General features: G+C 67.5%; 20 protein-coding genes, 1 tRNA gene and 1 other RNA gene. 7 read left to right on the top strand and 15 right to left on the bottom strand.

Annotated features, from left to right (window positions below; all coding sequences use genetic code 11):
* Positions 1 to 3: 3 nt before the first annotated feature.
* Positions 4 to 2,061: an ATP-dependent DNA helicase RecG gene (recG, locus tag ACE3N9_RS12165; protein WP_374284045.1), complete on the bottom strand. Its 2,058-nt coding sequence runs from the start codon at positions 2,059 to 2,061 to the stop codon at positions 4 to 6.
* 126 nt (positions 2,062 to 2,187) lie between these two features.
* Between recG and ACE3N9_RS12160 the strand changes: the two genes are divergently transcribed.
* The 3 genes from ACE3N9_RS12160 to mfd all read left to right on the top strand — a co-directional run bounded on the left by ACE3N9_RS12160 (position 2,188) and on the right by mfd (position 6,494).
* The gene (locus ACE3N9_RS12160; RefSeq protein WP_374283999.1) at positions 2,188 to 2,592 is read left to right on the top strand and encodes a host attachment protein; all 405 of its coding nucleotides are present in this window, start codon (positions 2,188 to 2,190) and stop codon (positions 2,590 to 2,592) included.
* A 38-nt stretch (positions 2,593 to 2,630) separates the two neighbouring features.
* Positions 2,631 to 2,912, top strand: a complete 282-nt coding sequence (locus ACE3N9_RS12155) for a succinate dehydrogenase assembly factor 2 (RefSeq protein ID WP_374283998.1) — start codon at positions 2,631 to 2,633, stop codon at positions 2,910 to 2,912.
* A 93-nt stretch (positions 2,913 to 3,005) separates the two neighbouring features.
* A complete protein-coding gene (mfd, locus tag ACE3N9_RS12150) occupies positions 3,006 to 6,494 on the top strand; it encodes a transcription-repair coupling factor (RefSeq protein ID WP_374283997.1) in 3,489 nt (1,162 codons plus the stop codon).
* On the opposite strand, the gene ACE3N9_RS12145 is transcribed toward mfd, so the two are convergent.
* Positions 6,491 to 7,783, bottom strand: a complete 1,293-nt coding sequence (locus ACE3N9_RS12145) for an EAL domain-containing protein (RefSeq protein ID WP_374283996.1) — start codon at positions 7,781 to 7,783, stop codon at positions 6,491 to 6,493. The two genes, mfd and ACE3N9_RS12145, sit on opposite strands and share 4 nt — an antisense overlap.
* Before the next feature lie 102 nt (positions 7,784 to 7,885).
* On the opposite strand from ACE3N9_RS12145, the gene ACE3N9_RS12140 reads away from it, so the two are divergent.
* Both ACE3N9_RS12140 and ACE3N9_RS12135 read left to right on the top strand, forming a co-directional pair.
* Positions 7,886 to 8,665 (top strand): NAD kinase, encoded by a 780-nt coding sequence (locus ACE3N9_RS12140; protein WP_374283995.1) that lies wholly within the window; start codon positions 7,886 to 7,888, stop codon positions 8,663 to 8,665.
* A gap of 81 nt (positions 8,666 to 8,746) precedes the next feature.
* Positions 8,747 to 8,821: transfer RNA gene (locus tag ACE3N9_RS12135), tRNA-Asn, on the top strand.
* A gap of 58 nt (positions 8,822 to 8,879) precedes the next feature.
* Here ACE3N9_RS12135 and ACE3N9_RS12130 read toward each other — a convergent pair.
* From ACE3N9_RS12130 to ACE3N9_RS12115, 4 genes are all read right to left on the bottom strand, one after another.
* Positions 8,880 to 9,911: a methyltransferase gene (locus tag ACE3N9_RS12130; protein WP_374283994.1), complete on the bottom strand. Its 1,032-nt coding sequence runs from the start codon at positions 9,909 to 9,911 to the stop codon at positions 8,880 to 8,882.
* A 52-nt stretch (positions 9,912 to 9,963) separates the two neighbouring features.
* On the bottom strand, positions 9,964 to 10,701 hold the full coding sequence (locus ACE3N9_RS12125) for a sulfite exporter TauE/SafE family protein (RefSeq protein WP_374283993.1): 738 nt from the start codon (positions 10,699 to 10,701) through the stop codon (positions 9,964 to 9,966).
* 8 nt (positions 10,702 to 10,709) lie between these two features.
* Complete coding sequence (gene secA / locus ACE3N9_RS12120; RefSeq protein ID WP_374283992.1) at positions 10,710 to 13,442, bottom strand: preprotein translocase subunit SecA; 2,733 nt, start codon at positions 13,440 to 13,442, stop codon at positions 10,710 to 10,712.
* Positions 13,443 to 13,534: 92 nt separating this feature from the next.
* On the bottom strand, positions 13,535 to 13,810 hold the full coding sequence (locus ACE3N9_RS12115) for a hypothetical protein (protein ID WP_374283991.1): 276 nt from the start codon (positions 13,808 to 13,810) through the stop codon (positions 13,535 to 13,537).
* 139 nt (positions 13,811 to 13,949) lie between these two features.
* Here ACE3N9_RS12115 and ACE3N9_RS12110 point away from each other — a divergent pair, with 139 nt between their 5' ends.
* On the top strand, positions 13,950 to 14,996 hold the full coding sequence (locus tag ACE3N9_RS12110; protein WP_374283990.1) for an acyltransferase family protein: 1,047 nt from the start codon (positions 13,950 to 13,952) through the stop codon (positions 14,994 to 14,996).
* A 107-nt stretch (positions 14,997 to 15,103) separates the two neighbouring features.
* Here ACE3N9_RS12110 and ACE3N9_RS12105 read toward each other — a convergent pair whose 3' ends face one another.
* Both ACE3N9_RS12105 and lon read right to left on the bottom strand, forming a co-directional pair.
* The gene (locus ACE3N9_RS12105; protein ID WP_374283989.1) at positions 15,104 to 15,376 is read right to left on the bottom strand and encodes an HU family DNA-binding protein; all 273 of its coding nucleotides are present in this window, start codon (positions 15,374 to 15,376) and stop codon (positions 15,104 to 15,106) included.
* Positions 15,377 to 15,611: 235 nt separating this feature from the next.
* A complete protein-coding gene (gene lon / locus ACE3N9_RS12100) occupies positions 15,612 to 18,035 on the bottom strand; it encodes an endopeptidase La (RefSeq protein ID WP_374284044.1) in 2,424 nt (807 codons plus the stop codon).
* A gap of 215 nt (positions 18,036 to 18,250) precedes the next feature.
* Here lon and ACE3N9_RS12095 point away from each other — a divergent pair, with 215 nt between their 5' ends.
* Positions 18,251 to 19,570, top strand: a complete 1,320-nt coding sequence (locus ACE3N9_RS12095) for an amidohydrolase family protein (protein WP_374283988.1) — start codon at positions 18,251 to 18,253, stop codon at positions 19,568 to 19,570.
* 51 nt (positions 19,571 to 19,621) lie between these two features.
* On the opposite strand, the gene ACE3N9_RS12090 is transcribed toward ACE3N9_RS12095, so the two are convergent.
* The 7 genes from ACE3N9_RS12090 to ACE3N9_RS12060 form a co-directional block, all read right to left on the bottom strand.
* On the bottom strand, positions 19,622 to 19,960 hold the full coding sequence (locus ACE3N9_RS12090; protein ID WP_374283986.1) for a YbaB/EbfC family nucleoid-associated protein: 339 nt from the start codon (positions 19,958 to 19,960) through the stop codon (positions 19,622 to 19,624).
* On the bottom strand, positions 19,957 to 21,774 hold the full coding sequence (locus tag ACE3N9_RS12085) for a DNA polymerase III subunit gamma/tau (protein WP_374283985.1): 1,818 nt from the start codon (positions 21,772 to 21,774) through the stop codon (positions 19,957 to 19,959). The genes ACE3N9_RS12090 and ACE3N9_RS12085 overlap by 4 nt, the downstream gene beginning before the upstream one ends.
* 39 nt (positions 21,775 to 21,813) lie before the next feature.
* Positions 21,814 to 21,908, bottom strand: an RNA gene (gene ffs, locus ACE3N9_RS12080) — signal recognition particle sRNA small type.
* Between the two features lie 218 nt (positions 21,909 to 22,126).
* On the bottom strand, positions 22,127 to 22,405 hold the full coding sequence (locus ACE3N9_RS12075; RefSeq protein WP_374283984.1) for an ETC complex I subunit: 279 nt from the start codon (positions 22,403 to 22,405) through the stop codon (positions 22,127 to 22,129).
* 31 nt (positions 22,406 to 22,436) lie between these two features.
* Complete coding sequence (gene hrpB, locus ACE3N9_RS12070; RefSeq protein ID WP_374283982.1) at positions 22,437 to 24,884, bottom strand: ATP-dependent helicase HrpB; 2,448 nt, start codon at positions 24,882 to 24,884, stop codon at positions 22,437 to 22,439.
* 58 nt (positions 24,885 to 24,942) lie between these two features.
* Positions 24,943 to 25,263: a DUF1153 domain-containing protein gene (locus tag ACE3N9_RS12065; RefSeq protein WP_374284043.1), complete on the bottom strand. Its 321-nt coding sequence runs from the start codon at positions 25,261 to 25,263 to the stop codon at positions 24,943 to 24,945.
* Between the two features lie 160 nt (positions 25,264 to 25,423).
* Positions 25,424 to 26,440: a polyprenyl synthetase family protein gene (locus ACE3N9_RS12060; RefSeq protein WP_374283981.1), complete on the bottom strand. Its 1,017-nt coding sequence runs from the start codon at positions 26,438 to 26,440 to the stop codon at positions 25,424 to 25,426.
* Positions 26,441 to 26,527 lie beyond the last annotated feature (87 nt).

The raw sequence follows: 26,527 nt of genomic DNA, 5'->3' as shown, positions 1-26,527 counted from the left end.
CGTTCAGCCGCCGCGCAGCAGCTGCACGCCCCAGTCGCGTTCGAACAGATAGAGCAGCAGCCGCGCGGCCTCGCCGCGTTCGCCGGTCAGCCCGCCGTCGCGCTCCACCAGCAGGCGCGCGTCATCATGGGCGACCGGCAACAGGCGCTGGAGCTGGTCCAGCTGCGCCACGCGGAACGGCGTATCGCCCGATTGCCGCGTGCCCAGCAGTTCCCCCCCGCCGCGCAGGCGCAGGTCCTCCTCGGCCAGGCGGAAGCCGTCCTGCGTTTCGCGCATCAGGGCCAGCCGCTCGCGCGCGGTTTCCGACAGCATGGCCCCGCGCAGCAGCAGGCAGGTGCTCTTGGCCGCCCCCCGCCCCACCCGGCCGCGCAGCTGGTGCAATTGCGCCAAGCCGAAGCGTTCGGCCTGCTCGATCACCATCAGGGTGGCATTGGGCACATCCACGCCGACTTCGATCACCGTGGTCGCCACCAGAAGCGCCGCCTCGCCGCGCGCAAAGCGTTCCATCGCCGCGTCCTTGACCTCAGGCCGCAATTGCCCGTGGACCAGCACCACCCGGTCACCAAAGCGTTCGCGCAGTTCGGCAAAGCGCGCTTCGGCCGCAGCCAGATCCGCGGATTCCTGTTCGCGCACCATCGGGCAGACCCAATAGACCTGCTGCCCGGTTTCGATGTGCCGGGCAATCGCGCCGATCACATCCTCGACCCGCTCCACCGCGACCACGCGAGTGTCGATCGGTTGGCGGCCCGGCGGCATCTCGTCCAGCTTGCTGACGTCCATTTCGCCATACTGCGCCAAGGTCAGCGTACGCGGGATCGGGGTGGCGGTCATCGCCAGGCAATGCGGCGTGCGGCGGCCCTTCTGGGTCAGCAGCAGGCGCTGACCCACTCCGAAGCGGTGCTGTTCGTCGATCACCACCAAGGCCAGGTGCTTGTAAGTCACCGTATCCTGAAAGATCGCGTGGGTGCCGATCACCATGTCGATGCTGCCATCGAGCAGCCCCATCAGCACAGCCTCGCGCGCGCGGCCCTTGTCGCGGCCGGTCAGCAGGGCGATTTCGACCCCGGTGCCGGCGGCCATGCGCTTCAGCGTTTCGTAGTGCTGCCGGGCGAGGATCTCGGTCGGGGCGAGCAGCGCGGCCTGCGCGCCCGCTTCCACCGCGATCAGCATCGCTTCCAGCGCCACCACCGTCTTGCCGGATCCGACATCGCCCTGCAGCAGCCGCAGCATCGGCGCGCTTTGCGTCAGGTCGCCCTCGATCTCGGCAATCGCGCGGCGCTGCGCGCCGGTCAGCGGGAACGGCAGTTGCAGACGCGCGCGGCGCGATCCATCGCCGACCAGCGGCGTACCCACCCGGCTGCGGTTGCTCTGCTTGACCAGCAGCAAGGCCAGGCTGTTGGCGAGCAGCTCGTCATAGGCCAGCCGGTCGCGCGCGGCGGGGTGTTCGCCCTGGTGCGCCAGCAGCAGCGCATCGCGCCAGGCGGGCCACTGCATCCGGTCCAGCAAGGCCGGCTCGATCCATTCGGGCAAAGGCTCGACATGCTCCAGCGCCTGGTGGACCAGCGCGCCCATGCGGCCCTGGGTCAGCCCTTCGGACAGCGGATAGATTGGCTCAACCAGTTGTCCCAGCGCCGCGCCGCTGCTGTCAGTCACGTGATCCGGGTGCACGATCTGGAGCATCTGGCCATACTGGTCGAGCCGGCCGGCCACCCAGCGCGGCTCGCCCAGCGGCAGCTGCTTCTTCGCGGTGTAGGACGCGCGCCCGAAATAGGTCAGCGTGCAGACATTGCCCGCGCTGTCAGTCGCCACCACCCGGAACGGCCCGCGCCCGGACGAGGCGCGATGCTCAACCGGGGTCAGCGCCACGACCACGTTTTCGCCCACGCTCGCCTCGTCCAGGTTTTCCACCGCGCGGCGCTGCACGAACCGGTCGGGCAGGTGATAGGCGAAGTCCCTGATCCGGGTCAGCCCCAGCTTTTCCAGCGGGCGCGCCAGCCCGGCGCCGACGCCTTTCAGGCTGTCGGCGGCGGCGAACAGGGGGTTGAGCCGGTCGGGACGCATACCATGCCTCATGCCCGATGCGTCCGGTCGGTAAAAGGGGGCAATCCGCCGCACGATTTGACCGAGCGCATGGATTTTCGCGGCAACCGGGCGCTCACTCCGCTCAATTGGGAAAAGGAGTGCACGATGCTGTTGCCACACGGAGCCGTGATTGCCCTGATCGACGGCCAGAAGTTCGAACTTTACCGCAATGCCGGGGACGAAGCCGGGCCGGAACTGGCCGCGCTGCCCGCACCGACGCTCGACAGCCGGAACCATTCCGGGGTCAGCCACCATTCCTCGCACGGCAACCATGCCGATCATCTGGTGGCCGAGGATGCCCATGTCGGCGCGGCGGTCGAATGGCTGAACGCGCAGGTGCTGGGCCACAAGATCGAACAGCTGGTGGTGATCGCCAGTCCGCGCAGCCTGGGCGAAGCGCGCAAGCACTATCACAAGATGACCGAGCGAGCGGTGATCCGCGAATGCGCCAAGGACCTGGTTGGCCGCCAGCCGGCTGACATCCTGGCCGCGCTGCGCGAGAAGCATTGAGCTTGCCAGAGGCATCGCCGCAGCCTAGCGGCGATGCCATGGACCAGCCCGACAGCCCGCATGAAAACCGCCTCCGCCGCTTGAAGTTCCGCGCCTGGCATCGCGGCACGCGCGAGGCGGACTACATGATCGGCTGCTTTTTCGACAAGTTCCACGCCGCTTGGGACGAAAGCCAGATCGACTGGTTCGAACGCCTGCTGGACGAGGAAGACGTCGACATCCTGGGCTGGGCGCTGGGCACGCTGGACGTGCCCGAGGAGTATCGCGGCGCGCTGATGGATGCGTTCCGCAAGCTCGACTACGTCGACATCCCGCGCTGACAGGGCCGCCGCCAGGCGCTAAGGCCTGCGCTTCCTTTCCCGCCCCCCGCTTGCCCTGATTCGGCACGCGGGGCGCTTGCCGTTGCGTGTGTGATGCCTGACCTGTCGAAAATCCTGGCGGCGAAAGCCCCGCTGACCCTGTCCTCCGTCGCGCGCGGCGCGCAGCCGCTGGTGCTGGCCGATCTGGCCCGCGCCGCCCATGCGGGAGCGCGCGGCGGGCGGGCGGCGTTCATCGCGCCGGACGAAGCCGCGATGCAGGCGATTGTCGACAGCGCCGCCTTCTTCGCGCCGGAACTGGATGTGCTGGCCTTCCCCGCGTGGGACTGCCTGCCCTATGACCGCGCCAGCCCGGCCCTGTCGGTCAGCGCGCGGCGGCTGGCGGCGCTTTACCGGCTTCAAGCCAAGCCGCGCGCGCCGCAGCTGCTGGTCACCACGATCAACGCCGTGCTGCAACGCGTGCAGACCCCGTTCCGCATCCGCGAAAGCGTCCGCGCGCTGCAACCGGGCATGTCGATCGGGCGCGAAAGCCTGATCGCGCTGCTGCAGCGCCAGGGCTATTCGCGCACCGATACGGTGGCCGATGCCGGCGAATACGCGGTGCGCGGTTCGCTGTTCGACATCTATCCGTCCGGGCTGGATCACGGCCTGCGGCTCGACTTCTTCGGGGACGAGCTGGAAACGCTGCGCCTGTTCGATCCCAACACCCAGCGTTCGATCGGGGCGATCCCCGAACACCTGCTGCTGCCCGCCAGCGAGGCCTTGCTCGACGAGGAATCGATCAAGCGCTTTCGCGGCCGCTACCGCGAACAGTTTGGCGCCAATGCGACCGGCGATCCGCTGTACCAGGCGGTCAGCGACGGACGGCGGCTGGCCGGGATGGAACATTGGCTGCCGCTGTTCGAGGACCGGATGGCCACGCTGTTCGACCACCTCGGCGCGGCCGACCTGGTGCTGATTGACAGCGCGGCGCAAGGCGCGGCGGACGAACGGCTGGCCGACATTGCCGATTACTACGCCGCGCGTTCCGACACGTCGGGCAAGGCGGCCGGGTCGTACCGCCCGCTGGCGCCCGATGCGCTCTACCTGGCCCGCGCGGAGCTCGACGCGGCCTTGCAGGGCCGCCCGATCCACCGCACCGACATCTTCGCCCAGCCGGACAGCGCCGGGGTGGTCGACTTCGGCTTTGCCGGCAGCCGCGACTTCGCGCCCGAGCGCGCGCGCGGCGACAACGTTTACGAAGCCGCCGCGCAGTATCTCGCCGGGCAGGCCAAGCGCGGGCGCAAGACCCTGATCGCCGCCTACAGCCAGGGCAGCCGCGCGCGCATCGCCGCGATCCTGGGCGAAGCGGCGCGCCCCGCCCCGGTCCTGGCCGAAAGCTGGCAGGAAGCGATGGGTCTGGCGGCCAAGGGCGCGCCGGTGGCGCTGGTCCTGCCGCTGGAAACCGGCTTCTCCAGCGACGAGCTGGAACTGGTCACCGAACAGGACATGCTGGGCGACCGGCTGGTCCGCCGCAAGAAGCGCCGCAAGGGCGCGGACGCGTTCCTTGCCGAACTCAGCGCGCTGACCCCGGGCGACCTGGTGGTCCACATGGAGCACGGGATCGGCCGCTATGTCGGGCTGCAATCCATCCCGGTGGGCGATAGTCCGCACGACTGCGTGGCGCTCGAATATGCCGGCGGCGACAAGCTCTATGTGCCGGTCGAGAATATCGACGTCCTGTCGCGCTATGGCTCGGACGCGGAATTCGTCGCGCTTGACCGGCTCGGCGGCGAAGGCTGGCAGAAGCGCAAGGCGCGGCTGAAAGAACGCATCCGCGAGATCGCGTACGAATTGCTGCGCACCGCCGCGCTGCGCGCGCTGCGCACCGCTCCGGCGCTGCAGGTCGACCCGTCCAGCTACGACCAGTTCGTCGAAAAGTTCCCCTGGCAGGAAACCGAGGACCAGGAAGCCGCGATCGAGGACGTGCTGGGCGATCTGGGCGAAGGCAAGCCGATGGACCGGCTGGTCTGTGGCGACGTCGGCTTCGGCAAGACCGAGGTCGCGCTGCGCGCCGCTTTCGTCGCGGCCATGGCCGGACAGCAAGTGGCGGTGATCGCCCCCACCACCCTGCTGGCGCGCCAGCACTTCACCGGCTTTACCGAGCGCTTTTCCGGCTTCCCCCTCAACGTCGGCCGCCTGTCGCGGCTGGTCGGCGACAAGGAAGCCAAGGCGACCAAGGCTGGCCTTGCCGACGGCACGGTCGATGTCGTGGTCGGCACCCATGCATTGCTCGCCAAGAGCCTGCAGTTCAAACGGCTCGGGCTGGTGATCGTGGACGAGGAACAGCGTTTCGGCGTCAACCACAAGGAAGCGCTCAAGCAGCTGCGCCACAATGTCCACGTCCTGACGCTCACCGCAACGCCGATCCCGCGCACCTTGCAGATGGCCATGTCAGGCCTGCGCGAGCTGTCCACTATCCAGACCGCCCCGGTCGACCGCCTCGCGGTGCGCACCTATGTGATGGAATGGGACGACATGGTGATGCGCGAGGCCTTGCTGCGCGAACACCACCGCGGCGGGCAGAGCTTCATCGTCGTCCCCCGCATCGCCGACATGGCCGAGGTCGAGGACTGGCTGCACAAGACCGTGCCCGAAGTCCGCTATATCTCCGCCCACGGCCAGATGGCGGCGGGCGAAGTGGAAGAGCGGATGAGCGCCTTCTACGAGAAGAAGTACGAAGTGCTCCTCTCCACCACCATCGTCGAAAGCGGGCTGGATATTCCGAGCGCCAACACGATCATCATCCACCGCGCCGACCGCTTCGGCCTCGCCCAGCTCTACCAGTTGCGCGGGCGGGTGGGCCGGTCGAAGCTGCGCGCCTATGCCTATCTCACCACCCCGGCGGATACCCAGCTGTCCGAAGTGGCGGAAAAGCGGCTGAAGGTGCTCGGCGATCTCGATTCGCTCGGCGCGGGGTTCCAGCTCGCCAGCCACGATCTCGACATTCGCGGCGCGGGCAACCTGCTCGGCGACGAGCAGAGCGGGCATATCCGCGAGGTCGGGTTCGAGCTGTACCAGTCGATGCTTGAGGACGCGATTCTGGCGGCCAAGGCGGGCGACATGGGCATTGCCAAGGAACGTCACGCGCTCAGCCCGCAGATCACGGTCGATGCACCAATCATGATCCCGGAAGACTATGTGCCGGATCTCGCGGTGCGCATGGCGCTCTACCGCCGCCTCAACGATGCCGAGGACGCGGGCGAAGTCGAATCGCTCTCGGCCGAAATGATCGACCGCTTCGGCCCGCTGCCCGCCCCGACCGCCAACCTGATCAAGCTCATCCAGATCAAGCGCCAGGCGATCGAGGCGAACATCGCCAAGATCGACGTCGGGCCGAAGGGCACGCTGGTCGCCTTCCACGGCGACCAGTTCGCCGATCCGGCCGGGCTGGTCGCCTATGCCGAACGGCTGGCGGGCACGATCAAGCTGCGGCCCGACAGCAAGATCGTGGTGCAGCGCGCCTGGGGCAGCGCCGAAGCGCGGCTCAACGGGCTGTTCCAGCTGACCAAGGGGCTGAGCCAGATCGCCCGCAAGGCACGCTAGCTGCGCGCCAGGGCGGTGAATTCGGCGGCACTCATCGGCTGCGCGCGCAGGAAGCCCTGGTAAAAGGCGCAGCCTTCGTGCGCCGCCAGCACGCGCTGGGCTTCAGTTTCGACGCCTTCGGCAATGACCTTCAGATCCAGCGCCCCGGCCATGGCCAGGATCGCGCGGAGCACCGCCAAGTCGCGGGCGTCGCCCGCCACGCCGTCGATCATGCTGCGGTCCAGCTTGAGGTAATGCAGCGGCAGCAGCTTCAAGTAGCGGAAGTTGCAGAACCCCGCCCCGAAATCGTCAAGCGCGATGCGCATCCCCTGCCCCGCCAGCTGGCCCAGCGCGCGCGCGGCGTGGCTGACATCGGCCAGCAGGACCTGTTCGGTCACTTCCAGCGTCACCCGCCACGGCGCAAAGCCGCTGTCCTTGACCAGCGCGGCAAATTCGGCGGCAAAGTTTTCCGCGATCAGATCGTTGGGCGTGACGTTGAGCGAGAGGCGCAGGTCCATCGGCCAGTCGCGCGCGCCTTCCAATGCGCGGCGCTGGATCTCGCGGCTCAATTGCGCAACGTGGTCGGCCCGCTCGGCGATCGCGAACAGGCCGCCCGCGCCGATCCGGCCCAATTGCGGGTGATCCCAGCGGGCCAGTGCCTCGGCCCCGCTCAGCCGGTCGTCGAGGCAGGAGAACTGCGGCTGATAGAGCACCTCGATCTCGCCCCGGTCGAGCGCCTGGAGCAGGTCCGCCTCAAGCAGGGCGGCGCGGCGCCCGGCGCGGGTCGCCTCGCCATCGCCCCACAGCAGGCGGCGGGCCGGCTGGGCCATCACCCGGTCGAGCGCGTGGGCCAGCCGGTCGAGCAGCGAATCGACGCTTTCCTCGGCCAGGCCGCGCAGCAGCGCCGCGCGCGGGCTGGGCCGCACCGTGCCGCTGGCTGTGGCGATCGGCCGGGCCAGCCGGTCCAGCAATTCGGCGCCGAACAGCTGCCAGCGTTCGCGGCTGCACGGATCGGCGCTGAGCAGCAGGAACTGCCCGCCCCCGCCCCGCGCAGCCAGCCACGGTCCGTCCAGCTCGTCGGCGGCGAAATGCTTGATTCGCTGCGCCAGTTCGCCCAGCGCCACATCGCCGCTGCTGGCGCCGTAAGCCAGGTTGACCGCATCGAACCGGCGCAGGCCGATCAGCAGCGCATGGACCTGTTCGCCCCGCGCCAGCCATTCGCCCAGCCGCGCCCGCGCCGCATCGGCCCCGGGCAGGCCGGTCACGGCATCGCGGCCGGCATCAAGCTCGTCAGGGTGAAGCGCGCTCATCGCCTGAGGCCATAGCACAAGGTTCCTGCAAAAGTGTTCCCGCCAAAGTGAACCGGCCCGCACTCATTGCCAAAGCAGGCGGGCATGCATACACCGCGCACCATGAGCCAACGCCAGCGCCTTGCCCTGATGCCCTCGGACACGCCCCGCGCGGAGGAGGCGGCGCAGTTCCTGCAGGAACAGCACCAGTTCGTGCCGCTGGAAGAGGCGGACGTGGCCGTGGTGCTGGGCGGTGATGGGCACATGCTGCACTGCCTGCACCACATGCTGGATCATGGCCGGGTGATCCCGGCTTACGGCCTGAATTATGGCACCGTGGGCTTCATGATGAACCGCCCCAAGTCGAGCCGCCCGCTGGCCGAACGCGTCGCCCGCGCCCGCCCGCTCGATGTCACCCCGCTGGAAATGATCGCCACCACCGGCAGCGGCAAGCAGGAAAGCTTCTGCGCGATCAACGAAGTGTCGCTGCTGCGCGAAACCCGCCAGACCGCGAAGCTGGAAGTGTCGGTCAACGGCAAGGTCCGGCTGCCCGAACTGTTCTGCGACGGCATCCTGGTGTCGACCCCGGCGGGTTCCACCGCCTACAACCTGTCGGCCAACGGCCCGATCCTGCCGATGGGATCGAACATGCTGGCGCTGACCCCGATCAGCCCGTTCCGGCCCCGGCGCTGGCGCGGCGCGATCATTCCCGATCACTACGAGATCGATTTTCGCGTGCTCGAACCCGAAAAGCGCCCGGTGGCGACCGTGGCCGACCAGAAGGAACTGCGCGACATCCTGGCAGTGAAGGTCAAGGTGGCGCGGCAGGACCGCCTGACCTTGCTGTTCGACCCCGGCAAGACGCTCGAAGAACGCATCTTTGCCGAGCAATTCCACTTCTGAACGAAATTTTGCTGGCAGACCCGCTTGCCAAATATTCCGACGCTGGTATAGGCGCACCCCTGCCCGCAGGCGGGGGAACATTCCCCGATAGCTCAGCGGTAGAGTAGGTGACTGTTAATCACTTGGCCGTAGGTTCGAATCCTACTCGGGGAGCCATCCCCGCCTCGGGCATTGCAAAGCCCCGCCCTCACCGGCGGGGCTTTTGCTTTTTGGGTCAGGGTTTGACGGCGCTGACCAGCGAGTAGTAGCCGCCGCCGGTCTCGCAGGTTTCGACCTGGGTGAACCCGGCCTGCTCCAGCATCCCGCGCAATTCGGCAAAGCTGTACTGCCGCCCGCGCGTGCCAAGCAGCATCAGCACCGAGAAGGCCGCAGTGGCCAGCGGGCCGCAGTGGTCGTCATCAAGCAACATTTCGTGCAGCAGAATCCTGCCGCCGCTGGGCAGCGCGGCGAAGGCCTTGTCGGCGAGGATCTGGCAGGTCGGTTCGGACCAGTCGTGGAACACGTTGGAAAAGAACAGCGCATCGTGGCCCTGCGGCCACGCTTCAGTGAACATGTTGACCGCCTGCGTTGCTACGCGACCCTCCACCCCGGCCTCGGCGATGTAGCTGTCAGCCGCCGCGCAAACGCTGGCAATCTCCATTACGGTGGCGCGCAGCCGCGGCCAGGCCCTGGCCAGCTGGATCGCGAAGATTCCCGAGCCGCCGCCGACATCGAGCAGCGAGCGGACCTCGGCGAACAGCGGCAGCATCGCGACACCGCGCGCGGAGGCCTGGCTGTGGGCATTCATGAAGGCAGTGATCCGCACCGCCAGTTCGGGCGGTAAATCACCGCGTTCCCACTCAGCCGCGGCGGAGGCGTGGCCCTCGGCCTTCTCGCCGGTGCGCAGGGTGGCAAGCAGCTGTTCGTGCAGCGGCTGCGACTGGCGAAAGCCATGGATCAACGGGCCGCAATAGCCTTCCGCTTCGGGGTGGAGCCAGCGCCGCGCCTCGGCGGTGGCGCGCCACAGTCCCTCGCGCCGCTCGACGAAGCCCATCGCTGCGAGCAGCGAGAGGTGGATGGCCAGCGCGCGGGCATTGACCGATAGCTGCGCCGCGAGCGCGGCCGTATCGAGCGCGTGGGCAGACAGTGCGGCCAGCGTACCAACCTCGTCCGCAACGGTCAGCACCGGCAGGCGGTAGGCCGCCAGATACGTGTCCCAGACGATTCGGTCATTGTTGGTGGCGGGCAGCGGTCCGGCCATGGTCATCGGCAATCCTCTCAGATGTTAGGATTGCAGACTAATACGCTGTCCCTAAGCGTCAACCGATCAGCAGGCGGCTGCCGGCCCAGATGGTCAGCGCCGCGGTCAGCCAGCGAATCACCCGTTCGGGCAGCAGGCGCAGCGCCAGCAGGCTGCCCAGTTGCCCGCCCAGCACGACCGCCACCAGCAGCGGCAGCGCGCCCGACAGCGCTTCGGCAAAGCGCTCGGGGCCGTTCTTGGCCAGTTGCCCGGCGATCCCGGCCAGCGAATTGATCAGGATGAACACGCTGGTCGTCGCCGCGATCCGCCGCGCCGCATCCCACCGCGCCAGGTGCAGCACCGGGGCAAGGAATATCCCGCCGCCGATCCCGACCAGTCCGGCCAGATAGCCGAGCGGCGCGGCGATGACGGCCATGTAGCGGGCCAGCCGCGCTGGCGGTTCGGCCCCCTCGCTCGCGCGGGGCAGCAACAGCGCCAGCCCCGCCGCGACCAGGCTGAGGCCGAGGATGAACAGGAAGGTCGCCTCGCGCAGCGGGGTCAGCCCGCCCAGGAAGGCCAGCGGCGCGGCGACCAGCGAGAGCGCCAGCGCCCCACGCCACGGCACCGCCCCGGCGCGCGCAAAGCGGATCGTGCCGCCGGTGACTACCACCACGTTGCAGGTCAGTGCGACCAGCGGCAGCAGCCGGTAATCGAACCCGGCCAGCGCCAGCAGCGCGTTATAGGTGGAGCCCCCGCCGAACCCCACCGACGCATAGAGCAGCGCGGTGGCGAAGAACCCGGCGGGGAGCCAATCCACCGCTCAGCTTACCCCACCGCACCGTGGCAGTGCTTGTACTTCTCACCCGAACCGCAGGGGCACGGCGCGTTGCGCGACAGGCCCATGTCGGCATAGGGATCGGTGCCGGCCGGCCCCGCCGGAATGCCCGCCGCCGCGCCAGCGCCCAGCGCGCCCAGCATCGCGTCGGCCCCGGCCATGCGCTGCCCGGCTGCGTCGTTTTCCCCGGTGAAGGGATCGATGTGGGTGGTCAGGAAGTCCGGCAGGTCGGGCAGCTGCACCGGATCGGGCATGCGCAGTTCGCTGTTGCACAGGATCCGGGTCACGTCCTCGCGGATCGCTTCCAGCATGCGTTCGAACAGGCCGAAGGCTTCCTGCTTGTATTCGTTGATCGGCGTCTTCTGCGCATAGGCGCGCAGGAACACCACCTGGCGCAGCGCATCCAGCGTGGCGAGGTGTTCCTTCCAGTAATGGTCGAGCCGTTCGAGCAGCACCTGCTTTTCGACCTGGCGCCAGATCGCGGCGTCATCGCCGATCTTGGCCGCCATCTTGGCGTCGGCCAGTTCGGCAATCCGCTGCTCGATGTCCTCGGGCTCGATCCCGTCGCCCTGGAGCCATTCCTCGATCGGGGCATCGATCCCCGCGACTTCAGCCACCCGCGCCTTGAGCGCGGCGATGTCCCACTGCTCGGGATAGGAGCCCGGCGGGCAGGCATCGCCGACGATCGCGTTGATCGTGTCGTGGCGCATGTCGAGCACCACATCGTCGAGCGCTTCGGCGTCCATGATCTCCTCGCGCTGGGCGTAGATCACCTTGCGCTGGTCGTTCATCACGTCGTCGTATTCGACCACCTGCTTGCGGATGTCGTAGTTGCGCGCCTCGACCTTCTTCTGCGCGGTCTCGATCGCTTTCGACAGCCACTTGGACCCGATCGCCTCGCCATCGGCCAGGTTGCTGTTCATCATCCGGCTGAACAGCGTATCCGGGCCGAAAATGCGCAGCAGGTCGTCTTCCAGGCACAGGTAGAACTTCGACAGCCCCGGGTCGCCCTGGCGGCCCGAACGGCCGCGCAGCTGGTTGTCGATACGGCGGCTTTCGTGGCGTTCGGTGCCGATCACGCACAGCCCGCCAGCGGCCAGCACTTCGGCCTTTTCGGCCTCGATCTCGGCCTCGATCCGGGCCATCGCGGCATCACGCTCGGCCCCTTCCGGCATGTCCTTGAGCTCATCCTCGAAGCGGAATTCGGCATTGCCGCCCAGCTTGATGTCGGTCCCGCGCCCGGCCATGTTGGTGGCGATGGTCACCGCCCCCAGCCGCCCGGCCTGGGCGACGATGTGGGCTTCCATCTCGTGGAAGCGGGCGTTCAGCACGTTGTGCCTGACCCCTTCGGCCTTGAGGAAGTCCGACAGCATTTCGGACTTTTCGATCGACACCGTGCCGACCAGCACCGGCTGGCCCGACTTGCTCTTTTCCGCGATCAGCTTGGCGATCGCCTGGAACTTGTCCTGGGTGTTCTTGTAGAATTCGTCTTCCTCGTCGATCCGCTGCACCGGCACGTTGGTGGGGATGGTGACGACGTTCATCTTGTAGATGTCGAAGAATTCGGCCGCCTCGGTCGCGGCGGTGCCGGTCATGCCGCCCAGCTTGGGATACATGCGGAAATAGTTCTGGAAAGTGATCGAGGCCATGGTCTGGTTTTCCGGCTCGATCTGCACGCCTTCCTTGGCCTCGACCGCCTGGTGCAGCCCGTTCGACCAGCGCCGGCCATCCATCATGCGGCCGGTGAACTCGTCGATGATGATGACCTTCCCTTCCTTGACGATGTAGTCGATGTCCCGCTTGAACATGACATTCGCCTTGAGGCTCTGGTCGAGGTGGTGGACGACCTGGGTGTTCTCCACGTCATAGAGGTTCGAGCCGACCAGCAGCCCGGCTGCTTCCAGCTCGCGTTCGGCCCATTCCACCCCGTCCTCCGTCAGGGTGATGTTCTTGGTCTTCTCGTCCTTTTCGTAGTGCTCTTCCGACAGGCGCTTCACCACGGCGTCGACCGCGATGTAGAGGTCGCTCTTGTCGTCGGTCGGGCCGGAAATGATCAGCGGGGTGCGGGCCTCGTCGATCAGGATCGAGTCCACTTCGTCGACGATCGCATAGTTGAACGGGCGGTGGACCATCTGCCCGCGTTCCTGCTTCATGTTGTCGCGCAGGTAATCGAAGCCCAGCTCGTTGTTGGTGGCATAGGTGATGTCGGAGTTATAGGCCTCGCGGCGTTCATCTTCCGACAGGTTGGGCACGATCACGCCCACGGTCAGACCCAGGAAGCGGTAGATCTGCCCCATCCATTCGGCGTCGCGCCGGGCGAGGTAATCGTTGACCGTGACGACGTGGACGCCCTTGCCCTCGATCGCGTTGAGGTAGGTGGCCAGCGTCGCGACCAGGGTCTTGCCCTCACCCGTGCGCATTTCCGCGATTTCGCCGCGGTGGAGCACGATCCCGCCGATCATCTGCACGTCAAAGTGCCGCATGCCCAGCACGCGCTTGCCCGCCTCGCGCACAGTGGCGAAAGCTTCGGGCAGGATATCGTCCAGCGTCTTGCCGGCTTCCAGCTGGGCGCGGAACTTGGCGGTTTGCGCGGTCAGCTCCTCGTCCGACAACGCCTCCATGGTGGGTTCGAAAGCGTTGATCTGCTTGACGATCTTGTCGAGCGACTTGACGTAGCGGTCGTTGGACGAACCGAAAAAGGCCTTGGCGATGGCGCCGAACATGGGCAGATTCCTGATATAGTGATGACTGTATGGGGCAAAAGCCCGCGCCGGGTGTCCCGCGCAGGCTGGTCAAGACGGCTGACGCCGGGGCGCTATTCGATTGCGCGGTCGGGCCCGAACAGGACCGAGGGGATGTAGACGCGCGCCCGCACCGGCCGGCTGCGCGAAGCTTCCTGTTCGCGGCGTTCCTGGCGGACGACGGGGGCGGCAATCGACTGCGCGGGCAACGCCGGCCGGGCCGTGCTGCGCAGCCCTTCGACCGTACCGATTTCGGTGTCGGACGCACCGCTCATCCGCGCCTGGGCAGGGGAAACCTGCGCGGCCAGCCCTGTCAGCAGGGCCAGAAGGGCAAGAAGCAAGCGGTTCATCGCCCGACGATATAGTGCATCGCGCCCGATGCGTCCAGTGGTGCGGCCCGGCCCTGTCTGGCAATGCCCAGTCGTCCTTGCCAAGCCCCCCTACTTGCGGTGTAAGGGCGGCGGGCAGCGGGACACGGGGGAATTTGGCATGACACAGGCAGCAGGCACGGCACCAGCGCATCCGGCGCGGCTGTTCCAGCTCGACGGGCTGCGCGGGATCGCGGCCTTCATGATCATGCTTTACCACCTCGACATCGTCTACCGGGTGAACGGGTTGTTCGTGCGCGGCTACCTGTTCGTCGACATGTTCTTCCTGCTCAGCGGGTTCGTGCTGGCGGTTTCGACGGAAAAGAAGCTCAATGCCGGAATCGGCGCCTTCGAATTCACCAAGGCGCGGTTCGTGCGGCTGTGGCCGCTGGTCGCGGTTGGCGCGGGGGTTGCGGCGCTGCGCGCCTTTTCCATCGGCATGGCCGACCCGCTGACCCTGCTGCTGTGGCTGGCACTGGACCTGGCGATGATCCCCAGCCTGGCCGGCAGCGGACCGTTCTATCGCTTCAACGGGCCGCAATGGACGCTGTTCTATGAATTGCTGGCCAATTTCATTCACGCCCTGGCGCTGAAGAAAGTGCCGACCCGCGCCATGCTGGTGCTGGCGCTGGCGCTGGGCGCCTGGCTGATCCACACCGTGCAACTGCACCGCTCCGACACGATGGGGGTCGATGCCCCGACCTGGAAGACCTGGTGGATGGGCCTGCCGCGCGTCGGCTTTTCCTATGTCCTGGGGGTGTGGATCGGGCGCAAGTACAAGGACGGCCTTCGCACCCCCGGCCTGCCGTGGTGGCTGGCAATGGTGGTGCCGGTGATCGGGATCGCCGCGGTGCCCAGCCTGCCGCTGACCACGGCCAATGGCGACCTGGTGTTTGTAATGCTGTTCCTGCCCGCGGTGATGTGGCTGGTGGCGATGAGCAACCCGCCGCAGGCGCTGAAAGCGCCGATGGAATGGCTCGGCACCTTCTCGCTGCCGCTCTACTGCGTCCACCTGACCGTGCTGGTCTGGGTGTCGGAAGCACTCGGCCGCGACGCCTGGGTGCAGGCGCTGGCCGTGGCGGCGGCGATGGCGGTAGCCTGGGTGTTCTCGAAGCTGGTTTCATTCCAGAGCAAGCCGACCGTCGTGAAAGCCAAGCCCGCCGGCTGAACCACCTCCAAACCCAAAAGCCAAGCGCCGCGCCTGTCCTGGGACAAGCGCGGCGCGAGGAATTCGGTCAGACCGCGAGGCGATGCGGCCTGCGTCAGAGGCGCGTCTTAGTTGACGGCGTCCTTCAGGCCCTTGCCGGCCTTGAACTTCGGCTGGGCCGAAGCCTTGATCTTCATCGGTTCGCCGGTGCGCGGGTTGCGGCCGGTCGACGCCTTGCGCTTGGCCACCGAGAAGGTGCCGAAGCCAACGAGACGCACTTCGTCGCCGCTCTTCAGAGCGCCGGTGATGGCATCGAACACGCCTTCGACAGCCTTGGTGGCGTCGCTCTTGGTCAGGCCGCTCGAATCCGCAACGGCGCTAATCAGTTCGTTCTTGTTCATGCGGGAATCCCCCTACCTTTCGAAACTTGGGTTGTATCTTTTGAATCGCCTCAAGAGATGGCGGAATTGAGCGATTTTTCGGCGCACTGTCAAAGCCAATCCAGCGAAAAATCCCGCGATTATCCACTTTTCGACGCCAAATTCGGGCGGGTTGACGCTTGCCGTGCCCGGGGCGGGCAATGATGCAGCGCAGCGACTCGGGAATCACCCCTAAATCGCTGCGTTGCAGCAAGAATCAGTGCGCCGTGGGGGATGCCCCGCCGCCCGCCGCAGCGCCCGCGCCGGGCTGGCTGGCCAGATCGTCCGCCTCGGTCCATTCGATCGGCTCGGGCATGGTCACCAACGCCCGTTCGAGCACCTCGTCGACATGGGAAACCGGGATGATTTCCAGCCCCTCGCGGATGTTGGCGGGGATTTCGGCCAGGTCCTTGCGATTCTCCTCGGGGATCAGGACGGTCTTGATGCCCCCGCGCAGCGCGGCAAGCAGCTTTTCCTTGAGCCCGCCGATCGCCAGCACCCGTCCGCGCAGCGTGACCTCGCCGGTCATCGCCACGTCCTTGCGCACCGCGATGCCCGTGAGGCACGAAACGATCGAGGTGACCATGCCGATCCCGGCGCTGGGGCCATCCTTGGGCACCGCCCCTTCGGGCAAGTGAATGTGGATGTCCTTGCGCGAAATCAGGCTGGGCTTGATCCCATAGGCCGGCGAACGGGCGCGGACGAAGCTGAACGCCGCCTGGACGCTCTCATTCATCACTTCGCCCAGCTTGCCGGTGGTCTTGATCCCGCCCTTGCCCGGCACGGTGACGCTTTCGATGGTCAGCAGTTCGCCGCCAACCGATGTCCAGGCGAGGCCCGTGACCGCGCCGACCTGGTGCTCCTCTTCCGACACGCCGTGGCGGAATTTCTGCACCCCGGCAAACTCGCCCAGGTTCTCGGGCGTGATGGTGACGGTCTTGGTCTTGCCTTCCAGGATCTGGCGCAGGCTCTTGCGCACCAGCCGCGCGATTTCGCGCTCCAGCGTGCGGACCCCGGCTTCGCGGGTATAATAGCGGATCAGATCGCGCAGGCCCTCGCTGGTCAGGGTGAATTCCCCGGCCTTCAGCCCGTGCGCCTCGACTTGCTTGGCGATCAGGTGGCGTTCGGCAATCTCGACCTTCTCGTCCTCGGTATAGCCTTCGAGCCGGATGATCTCCATCCGGTCGAGCAGCGGCTGCGGCAGGTTGAGGCTGTTGGCCGTGCAGACGAACATCACGTCGGACAGGTCGTAGTCCAGCTCCAGATAGTGGTCCTGGAACTTGCTGTTCTGTTCGGGATCCAGCACTTCAAGCAGCGCCGAGGCCGGATCGCCGCGGAAGTCCTGGCCCAGCTTGTCGATCTCATCGAGCAGGAACAGCGGATTGCTGGTCCCGGCCTTCTTCAGGTTCGACACGATCTTGCCCGGCAGCGAGCCGATGTAGGTGCGGCGATGCCCGCGGATTTCCGCTTCGTCGCGCACCCCGCCCAGCGACTGGCGGATGAACTGGCGCCCGGTCGCCTTGGCGATCGACTTGCCGAGCGAGGTCTTGCCCACGCCCGGCGGGCCGACGAGGCACAGGATCGGCCCCTTCAGCTTGTTGGTGCGGGCCTGGACCGCGAGGTATTCGACGATCCGGTCCTTGACCTTGTCGAGCGCATAGTGGTCCGCATCCAGCACCGCCTGCGCCGCGTGAATGTCCTTCTTGAGCTTGCTCTTCTTGCCCCATGGCAGGCCCAGCAGCACGTCGAGGTAGTTGCGGATCACGGTGGCTTCCGCGCTCATCGGCTGCATGGTCTTGAGCTTCTTGAGCTCGGCATTGGCCTTGGTGCGGGCTTCCTTCGACAGCTTCAGCTTGTCGATCTTGTCCTGCAGTTCCTGCAGCTCGTTGGCTTCATCGCCGTCGCCGCCCAGTTCGCTCTGGATCGCCTTGAGCTGTTCGTTGAGGTAGTATTCGCGCTGGGTCTTTTCCATCTGGCGCTTCACGCGGCCACGGATCTTGCGCTCCACCTGCAGCACGCCCAGCTCGCCTTCCATGAAGGAATGGGCCATTTCCAGCCGCTTGAGCGGGTCGGCCTCGCTCAGCATCGCCTGCTTGTCGGACACCTTGGCCTGGATGTGCGCGGCCACGTTGTCAGCCAGCACGGCGGCATCGACGATCTCGCCCAGGTTCTCGCCGGCGTCCTGCGGCAGCTTCTTGTTGAGCTTGGCATATTCGGCGAAAGTATCGACCACGCTGCGCATCATCGCAGACACTTCGGTGCCCGACACGGTGACCGGATCGAGCCGTTCGACCTGCGCCACCATCATTTCGCCGGTGCTGGCCTGTTCCAGCCGCAGCGCGCCCAGCTGGCCGCGCTGCTTCGCCTCGACCAGCACGCGCACGGTGCCATCGGGCAGCTTGAGCAGCTGGAGCACGGTGGCGACAACGCCAATATCGTAGAGGTCGTCGCGCTCGGGATCGTCGCAGCCCGGATCGAGCTGGGCGAGCAGGAAGATGTCCTTGTCGCCCTCGCCCTTGTCGCTGGCCATCGCGGCTTCGAGCGCGGCGACCGACTTTTCGCGGCCGACGAACAGGGGAACAACCATGCCGGGGAACACGACAATGTCGCGAAGCGGCAGCAGGGGTAGCAAAGTCGTCATTTCAAATCCGTCCATTCCGGCCTGCAAGACATAGGCCGATGCGGGTGAATCCCGCCCTTGTTCCGGGATATGGGGTTGCCCCCGGTCCGGTGCAATGGGGGCATACCGCAGGGCTGTGGATGGGAAGCCTGCGGTGGCCGATCATGCGCCAGACATTGCCAAGCGGGCCTTGGCTCCGCACCATGGCGCTTTGCCGATCCAGGGGATTCGACCAGATGCACAAGTACAAGATCGCCGCGCTTGCCAGCCTGCTGGCCTGCACTGCCGCCGCCCACCCTGCCTGGGCCGATGCAGCGGGCCCCGCACCCCAGACGGTGATCACCGCGGCGCGCTATCTTGATGTGACAAGCGGCAAATATGTCGAGCATCCGGCGATCTTCGTCGGCGCGGACGGGCGGATCAGCGCGATTGCCGATGCCCGCACGGTGCGGTGGGGAGCCGGTGTGCGCCACACCGACATGGGCGCCAGGACCCTGGTGCCGGGACTGATCGACATGCACGTGCACCTCGACAGCCCGGCCGACATCGGCGGCTGGCGCGGCCTTGAATACACCGACAGCTTCTTTGCGATGACCGCCGTCAGCAACGGCCGGGCGATGCTGGACGCGGGCTTTACCACGGTGCGAAACGTCGGTTCGGCCAACCGCAACGACATCGGCCTGATGCAGGCGATCGATCAGGGCTATGTGATCGGCCCGCGCATCGTCGGCGCGGGCTATGCGCTGGGCAGCACCGGCGGGCACTGCGACACCACCGGCCTGCCGCCCAGCATGGAAAAGCCGGGCAAGGCCGAAGGCGTGGGCGATACGCCCGACGAGCTGCGCCACCAGGTGCGCCGCCAGCGCAAGTACGGCGCGAGCGTAATCAAGGTCTGCGCCACCGGCGGCGTATTCTCGCACAATACCGAGCCGGGCCAGCAGCAGCTGACCGAGGCGGAACTGACCGCGATTGCCGATGAAGCGCACATGTGGGGGCTGCGCGTGGCGGCCCATGCCCACGGCGCGGCGGGGATCAAGACAGCGATCCGTTCGGGCATCGACACGATCGAACACGCCAGCCTGGTCGACGATGAAGGGATCAAGCTGGCCGCGGCCCGCGCCCGTCCGGTGTGGTTCGCGATGGACATCTACAACACCGATTACACCCAGGCCGAAGGCAAGAAGAACGGCGTGCTGGAAGACAACCTGCGCAAGGACCGGGAAATCGGCCAGCTCCAGCGCGACAACTTCCGCAAGGCCCACAAGGCCGGGGTGCGGATGGTATTCGGCAGCGATGCCGGGGTGATGCCGCACGGCCTGGTCGGCCGGCAGTTCAACACCATGGTGACCTATGGCATGACCCCGCTCGACGCGATCCGCGCCGCGACGCTGAACGCGGCGCAGGCACTGGGCAAGGAAAGCGATGTCGGGCAGATCGCGGTGGGGCGCTATGCCGATCTGGTCGCGGTGGACGGAGATCCGCTGGCCAATGTGCGCGAGCTGGAAAGCGTCGACGGGGTGATCAAGGGCGGCGTCGTGATCGAGCGAGCCCGGTAGAAACACAGCTGGGCGGACCGGGCCAGATGGCCCGGTTCCCCCCGCTCCGGCTTACATGCCCGGCAGCTTGAAGCCCGGCGGCAGGCCCATGCCCTGTTGCATACGGGCCATTTCCTGCCCGGCCACTTCGTCCGCCTTGGCGCGGGCATCGTTGAAGGCAGCGGCGACCAGGTCTTCGAGGATGCCCTTGTCAGCCGGAACCAGCAGGCTGTCGTCGATCGCCACGCCGATGATCCGCCCCTTGGCCGAAGCGCGAATGGTCACCAGGCCGCCACCCGCCTTGCCCTCGACCTCGATCCCGTCGAGCTTCGACTGGCTTTCGGTCATCTGCTTCTGGATGGTCTCGGCGGCAGCCTGGGCGGCCTTGATCATCTCTTCCATCGACTTCACGCGCGGTTTCTCCAGTTCTGGCCTTGTTGCCCGACAACGCGGGCTTCGGCTTTTTCATCAACGATTTCGGCCCCCGGAAAGGCGGCCATGGTAGCTTCGACCAGCGGCGAGCGCAGCAGTGCCTCGCGGTCGGCCTCGCGGGCCTGCTCGGCCAGTTCGCGCAAGGTCGGGCGGGCATCGCCTTCGCCCCGCGTCACCTGCCAGCGTTCGCCCGTCGCGCGCAGCAGCGCATCGCGCAGGTCTGCGCCGACATCGCCGGAAAAGCCCGGCGCCAGCGTGTAAAGCAGCTCGCCGGGCTTCAGGTCGATCACCCGCACCCAGTCATGCATGACCTGGGCAACGCGCAGCTGGCCGGACTGGTCAACCCGTTCGACCAGCGCCTTCCAGTCCTGCCCGGCGAGCGCCGGCGGCGGCGCGGCGGCGGCAGGCGCACCTTGCCCGGCAGGCGGTGCGCCCGCTGGCGCGGCAAAGGTCGCGCCGCCCTGGGCAGCCAGGTCTTCCAGCTTTTTCACCAGCGCGCCCGGATCGGGCATGTCGGCGGCATGCAGCACGCGCAGCAGCGCCATTTTCGCCGCGACCAGCGGATCGGGCGCGGTGCGCACCTCGTCATGGCCTTTCAGCAGCAATTGCCACAGGCGGTGCAGCTGGCCTGGGGTCAGCGCCCCGGCCCACTCCTCGATCGCGGCCTTTTCCTCGGGCGCGATGGCGCTGTCATCGCCCTTGCCAAGTTGGGCAACGGTGACGCGGTGGGTCAGGTCCATGGCCCCGCGCAGCAGCGCCAGCGGTTCCACGCCCAGCGCGAATTGCTGGTCGATCAGGTCGAGCAGCTGCGCCCCGTCCCCGGCCAGCAGCGCGGCGTAAAGGCGGCGCTGGACCGACTTGTCGGCCAGGCCCAGCATCTCGCGCACCTGCGCGGCAGAAACCCGGCCATCGCCGCCCAGGTCCGCATGGGCAATCGCCTGGTCGAGGATCGACAATCCGTCGCGCACCGAACCTTCGGCGGCGGCCGCGATCATCGCCAGCGCTTCCGCATCGGCGGTGACGCCTTCCTTGTCGCAGATCGCGGCGAAATGCTGCGCCAGCAGCTCCGCCGGAATGCGCCGCAGGTCGAAGCGCTGGCAGCGCGACAGGACCGTGACCGGCAGCTTGTCCACCTCGGTCGTGGCGAACAGGAACTTCACGTGCGGCGGCGGTTCCTCCAGCGTCTTGAGCAGCGCGTTGAACGCGTTGCGCGACAGCATGTGGACTTCGTCGATAATGTAGATCTTGTAACGCGCGGAAACGGCCGCATAGCGCACCGCCTCGATGATCTCGCGCACGTCGTCGACGCCGGTATGGCTGGCGGCGTCCATCTCGATCACGTCGATATGCCGGCCTTCGGCAATCGCCACGCAGGGTTCGCACTGACCGCACGGATCGATCGTCGGCCCGCCCTGCCCGTCCGGGCCGATGCAGTTCAGCGCCTTGGCGATCAGCCGCGCGGTGCTGGTCTTGCCGACCCCGCGAATGCCGGTCATCAGGAAGGCATGGGCCAGCCGGTCACGCTTGATCGCGTTGGCCAGGGTCTGGACCATCGCGTCCTGCCCGATCAACTCGGCAAAGGTCTGAGAACGGTACTTGCGCGCCAGCACGCGGTAAGGCTGCGCCGGAGCAGCGGCGACCACCGGCTGCTGCGCAGGCGCGGCCGAAGCCACCGGCGGTGTTGCGGGGGCCGGACCACCGAACATCGAAGACTGGCCCGCCGCCTCAAGCTCGGCAGCCGAAGGGGCCTCGTCTTCCGGCTCTGCACCGAAGATGTCGGGGGAATCGTCCATGGTCCCTAGGTAGGGTTTCAGCGCGCGCTTGTCGAATGGGGAAAAGGAGCCGGCCGACCCGCCGCAACCCGTTGTGGCTGCTTCCTTCCGGACCTGACCAGGTTGGCGGACGCAAGCGTCCGACCGACTCCCGGGCGGGCATATGGCGGGCATGTCGCGTTTGCGCAAGTCCGTTCGAGGCGAATCGGGTTAATCATTGTCTCGACTCGCCGTTCTGGCGGTTCATCCAGCCCTTCCCTCCCCTGGGATGGGCGAGGCGGGCGTCGCCGGTTGCTTCACAGCGCGACCCAGGCAATCGACGCGCCCGCCTCAACCCCTCCCTACAGGTCAGGCAGCAGGCGCGGCGGTTCGCTCAGCGAAAGTTGTCGGCGTAGCTTTGCAGCTTGAGACGGCGCGGCGGAGTGGCGTGCATTTCGGCCGGGATGCCGTACTTTTCGGCATAGGCCTTGGCCGCGTCGGCGGAATCGAACTTCAGCACCACCTGGCTTTGCGTGTCACCCGATCCGGTCCAACCCATCAGCGGGTCGGCCTTGCGCGCCTCCGCCGGCGCGAATTCGAGGATCCACTGGCCAAGCAGAGCCTTGCCGGACTGCATGGCGTTCTTCGGGCGCTGATAGATACGTGCGGGCATGGCGGCGCTTTCTGCCGAATCGCGCCGGAAATCAAGAGCGACGGGATGCTTCGAACGCATTCTTTGTCTTGAGGCTGGGGTCCTCCTGCCACGGCGCATCGGGCCAGCGGTGCTTGGGATAGCGCCCCTTCATGTCGCGCTGCACGTCCTTCCACGATCCGCGCCAGAAACCCGGCAGGTCGCGGGTGGTCTGCACCGGCTTGCCGCCCGGCGAGGTCAGCTTGAGCAGCAGCGGCTGCGGCGGCTGGCCGAACATGGGGTGGCGGTCGAGCCCGAACAGCGCCTGGACCCGCACTTCCACCGAAGGCCCGCCGGGATCGTCATAGTCAATGGCGTGGCTGCTGCCCGCCGGGCTGGTGAACTGCCCCGGGGCCAGCCGTTCAAGCTGCTGCTGCCCGGCATAGTCCAGCCGCGCGCGCAGCGCCTCGTGCAGCTTGCCGGGCGCCGCGGCATCCAGCCGCCGATCCAGCAGCGGAGCGAGCCACTGTTCGAGATCGGCGAGCAGGCTCTCTTCGAACAGCACCTCCACCCCGGCAAAGCGGGCGCGGCGCAGCAGGCTGCGGCTGGCGCCGGACAGCGGCAGCAGGTCCAGCCCCTCGGTGCGGACGCGTTCGCACAGGAACAGGCGCAGCGCATCGGGATCGGGCGAGGGATCGGGGCCGCGCGCCAGGGTGACCGCGCCCAGCCGGCTTTCCAGCAAGGCTTCAACCCGGTGTTCGTCCGCCACCCAGCGCAACGTGCTGCGGCGCTCGATCCGGTGGGCGAGCCAGCGGGTGACTTCGGCTTCGTCGAGCGCGATCGCCCCGGTGATCCGTGCGCCCCTGGCCTCGCCCTGCGCTTCACCGACTGCCAGCCACTGCGCGCGCGCCAGGGAGGATGCAGGATCGAGCCGCAGCCCCCGCCCGCCAGCAGCCAGCCATTCCTCGCCCGTGGCAGAGCGGCGGCGGGCCAGGTTGTCGGGAAATCCTTCGGCCAGCAGCACGCCCAGCGGCGGCGCCTCGCCCCCTGCCCCCTGGACCAGCCCGCGCGCCGCCTTGGCCCAACGCTCGGCCAATTTGCGCGAGGCATCGGCGCGCGCCGAACGGTCAGCATTCCAGCGGTCGAGCCGCGCGGCCAGGTCTTCACCCCGCCCGCCAAGCCCGCGTTCCTGGAGCAGCAGCGCCAGCCGCGCCGCATCGCGCTCGGCCCCATGCTGCGCAGCATAAAGCAGCATATGCGCCTGGCGCGGCTCCATCGGCAGGCTGGCCATCGCCCGCCCGTGCTGCGTGATCCGCCCCGCCTGGTCGAGCGCGCCGAGCGATTGCAGCAGCGCCTTTGCTGCAGCCAATGCTGCAGGTGGCGGCTGATCGAGCCACGGCAGGGCAGCGGGATCGCCCGCGCCCCAGCCGGCCAGGGTCAGCAGAAGCGGGGCAAGATCAGACGTCAGGATTTCCGGCGGATCGAATGGCGCGCGGCCCGGATGCGCGGCTTCTTCCCACAAGCGGTAGGCCACGCCCGGCCCCTGCCGCGCGGCCCGGCCAGCGCGCTGCGCGGCGGCGGCCTGGCTGGCGCGGTGGGTGACCAGCCGGGTTACACCGGCGGCCTTGTCGAACTCGGCCCCGCGCGACAGCCCGGCATCGACCACCACCGACACGCCATCCAGGGTGAGCGAGGTTTCGGCAATCGCCGTGGCCAGCACGATCCGCCGCCGCCCTTGCGGATCGCGCCGGATCGCGGCGCGCTGGGCGGCGGGTTCGCATTGGCCGTGCAAGGGCAGGAGCAGCGCCTGGGGCAGCTTTTCCGCCAGCCGTTCGCGCACGCGTTCGATCTCGCCCACGCCGGGCAGGAAGGCGAGCACGTCGCCGCTCTCCTCGCGCCAGGCGGTCAGCACCGCGCTCGTCATCGCGTCCTCGGTCCTGAGGTCCGGGCGCGCGCCCAGCCAGCGGATCGCCAGCGGATGGGCCTTGCCTTCGCTTTCAACCACCGGGGCATCGCCGAGCAGGCTGGCAAAGCGCGCACCGTCGATCGTCGCGCTCATCACCACCAGCCGCAGGTCGGGGCGCAGCACCTGCTGGCTTTCAATCGCGAGCGCGAGGCCAAGATCGGAATCGAGATGGCGTTCGTGCGCTTCGTCGAACAGGACGGCGGACACGCCCGCCAGTTCCGGATCGCTGGTGATGGTCGAAACGAAGATCGCCTCGGTCATCACCAGCACGCGGGTGCGGGCCGAACGCTTGCTGTCGAGCCGGGTCAGGTAGCCGATGGTTTCGCCCGGTGCTTCGCCCAGCAGTTCGGCCATGCGTTCCGCCGCCGCGCGCGCCGCGACCCGGCGCGGGCTGAGCAGGATCACGCTGCCGCTGCACCACGGCTGGTCCAGCAACGCTGGCGCGACCGAGGTGGTCTTGCCCGCGCCCGGCGAGGCGATCAGCACGGCACCGCTGCCCGCGTGCAGGGCGGCCAGCAACTGGGGCAGGACGGCATGGATCGGCAGGTCACTCACGCCCGCCTGATTAGGCGAAAGCGCGCGCGCTGCAAGCCGCCCCGCGCTGGCGGTCCGGTCAGCCCGGAATCAGCCGCAAGTGCGCCGGACCAGACCGGCGCCGCGCCGCCCGTTCGCGGCGGACCGATGCGACGCGCAGGCCGGATACCCCGGCGCGGTCCATCGCGCGCTGCCAGCTGGCGAATTCCTCGTGACTGAGATTGTAGCGCGCCAGCACCTGTTCCAGCGTCAGCAGGCCGCTTTCCACCGCCACCACCACCTGGGCCTTGCGGCTGGCGACCCAGCGGCTCGTATCGGTTGGTGGCAGAGTGTCGGCGGTCAGCAACCGGCCCATCGGGCCGATCACTGTTGCGGGGCGGGAATTGCGATATTCGATCATGTTCATGGCCCTCGTCGTAGTTCGAAACGATGGCCCCCAAGCACGGCTACTGTGGGATTTACGTGGTTAAATCGCAGTGAATCCGCACCGCCATTCGCCGCACGCACGGCGCGGCTCACGCCGGAACGTGGCCGGTGGGCGACGGGAAGCTAAGGCTGGATCAGAAGCGGCGATGAACCGCGAATTCGGCCGCTTCGGTCATGGCCGCCTTGGCTTCGCTGGCCGGGAACATGGCGATCGCGTCGATCGCGCGGCTGGCATAGTGGCGGGCACGCTCGCGCGTGGCGCTGACGGTATCCTGGCGGGCGATCAGTTCCACGGCATGGGCCAGATCGGCATCGCTGGTGCGGTGCCCGGCGATGGCATCGCGCCAGAACGCGCGTTCGTCCTCGCTGCCGCGGGCATAGGCGAGGATCACCGGCAGGGTCATCTTGCCTTCGCGGAAATCGTCGCCCTTGCCCTTGCCCATTTCGCTGGCTTCGGAATCGTAATCCATCGCATCGTCGACCAGCTGGAAGGCGATGCCCAGGTTGCGGCCGTAATCTTCCAGCGCGCGTTCCTCCGCCTCGCTCTTTTCAGCGACGACGGCGGCGATGCGGGTGGCGGCGGCGAACAGCGCGGCGGTCTTCGCGCCGATGATCGAGAGATAGCGATCCTCGCTCGTTTCGATCTGGCGCGCGGCGGTCAACTGGTCAACCTCGCCTTCCGAGATCACCGAACTAGCGTTCGAGAGGATCTTCAGCACTTTCAGGCTGCCATCCTCGACCATCAATTCGAAGCTGCGGGTGAACAGGAAATCGCCGACCAGCACGGTCGCGGGATTGCCGAAGATGATATTGGCGGTGGCCTTGCCCCGGCGCAGTTCGCTGCCATCGACCACATCGTCGTGCAGCAAGGTGGCGGTGTGGATGAATTCGACCGCAGCGGCGAGCTTGTAATGACGCGAGCCTTCGTAGCCGCACAGCGCCGCCCCGGCGAGAGTCAGCATCGGGCGCATCCGCTTGCCGCCGCCGGCGATCAGGTGGCCGGCCAGGGCGGGAATCAGCGGAATGCGGCTTTGCATCCGGTCGAGGATCACGGCGTTGACCGAATTCATCCCGTCCGCCGTCAGCGACAGCATCGGTTGCAGCGAGGGTTCGGCCGCGCGCGGGCGCAGGGGGATCACATCGGCGCTCATCGGGGTGCCCTTGCTCCCATGACAGGGCGAAGGCAAGCTCGAATCAACCTGAAACGGAGCAATGGAATTGCTCGAAATGCCGTGCTA

This window comes from Novosphingobium sp. (genome assembly GCF_041905565.1).
Classification (GTDB): domain Bacteria; phylum Pseudomonadota; class Alphaproteobacteria; order Sphingomonadales; family Sphingomonadaceae; genus Novosphingobium.
Note: the sequence above shows the minus strand (reverse complement) of the source record. Positions and strands in the feature narration are given on the sequence as shown.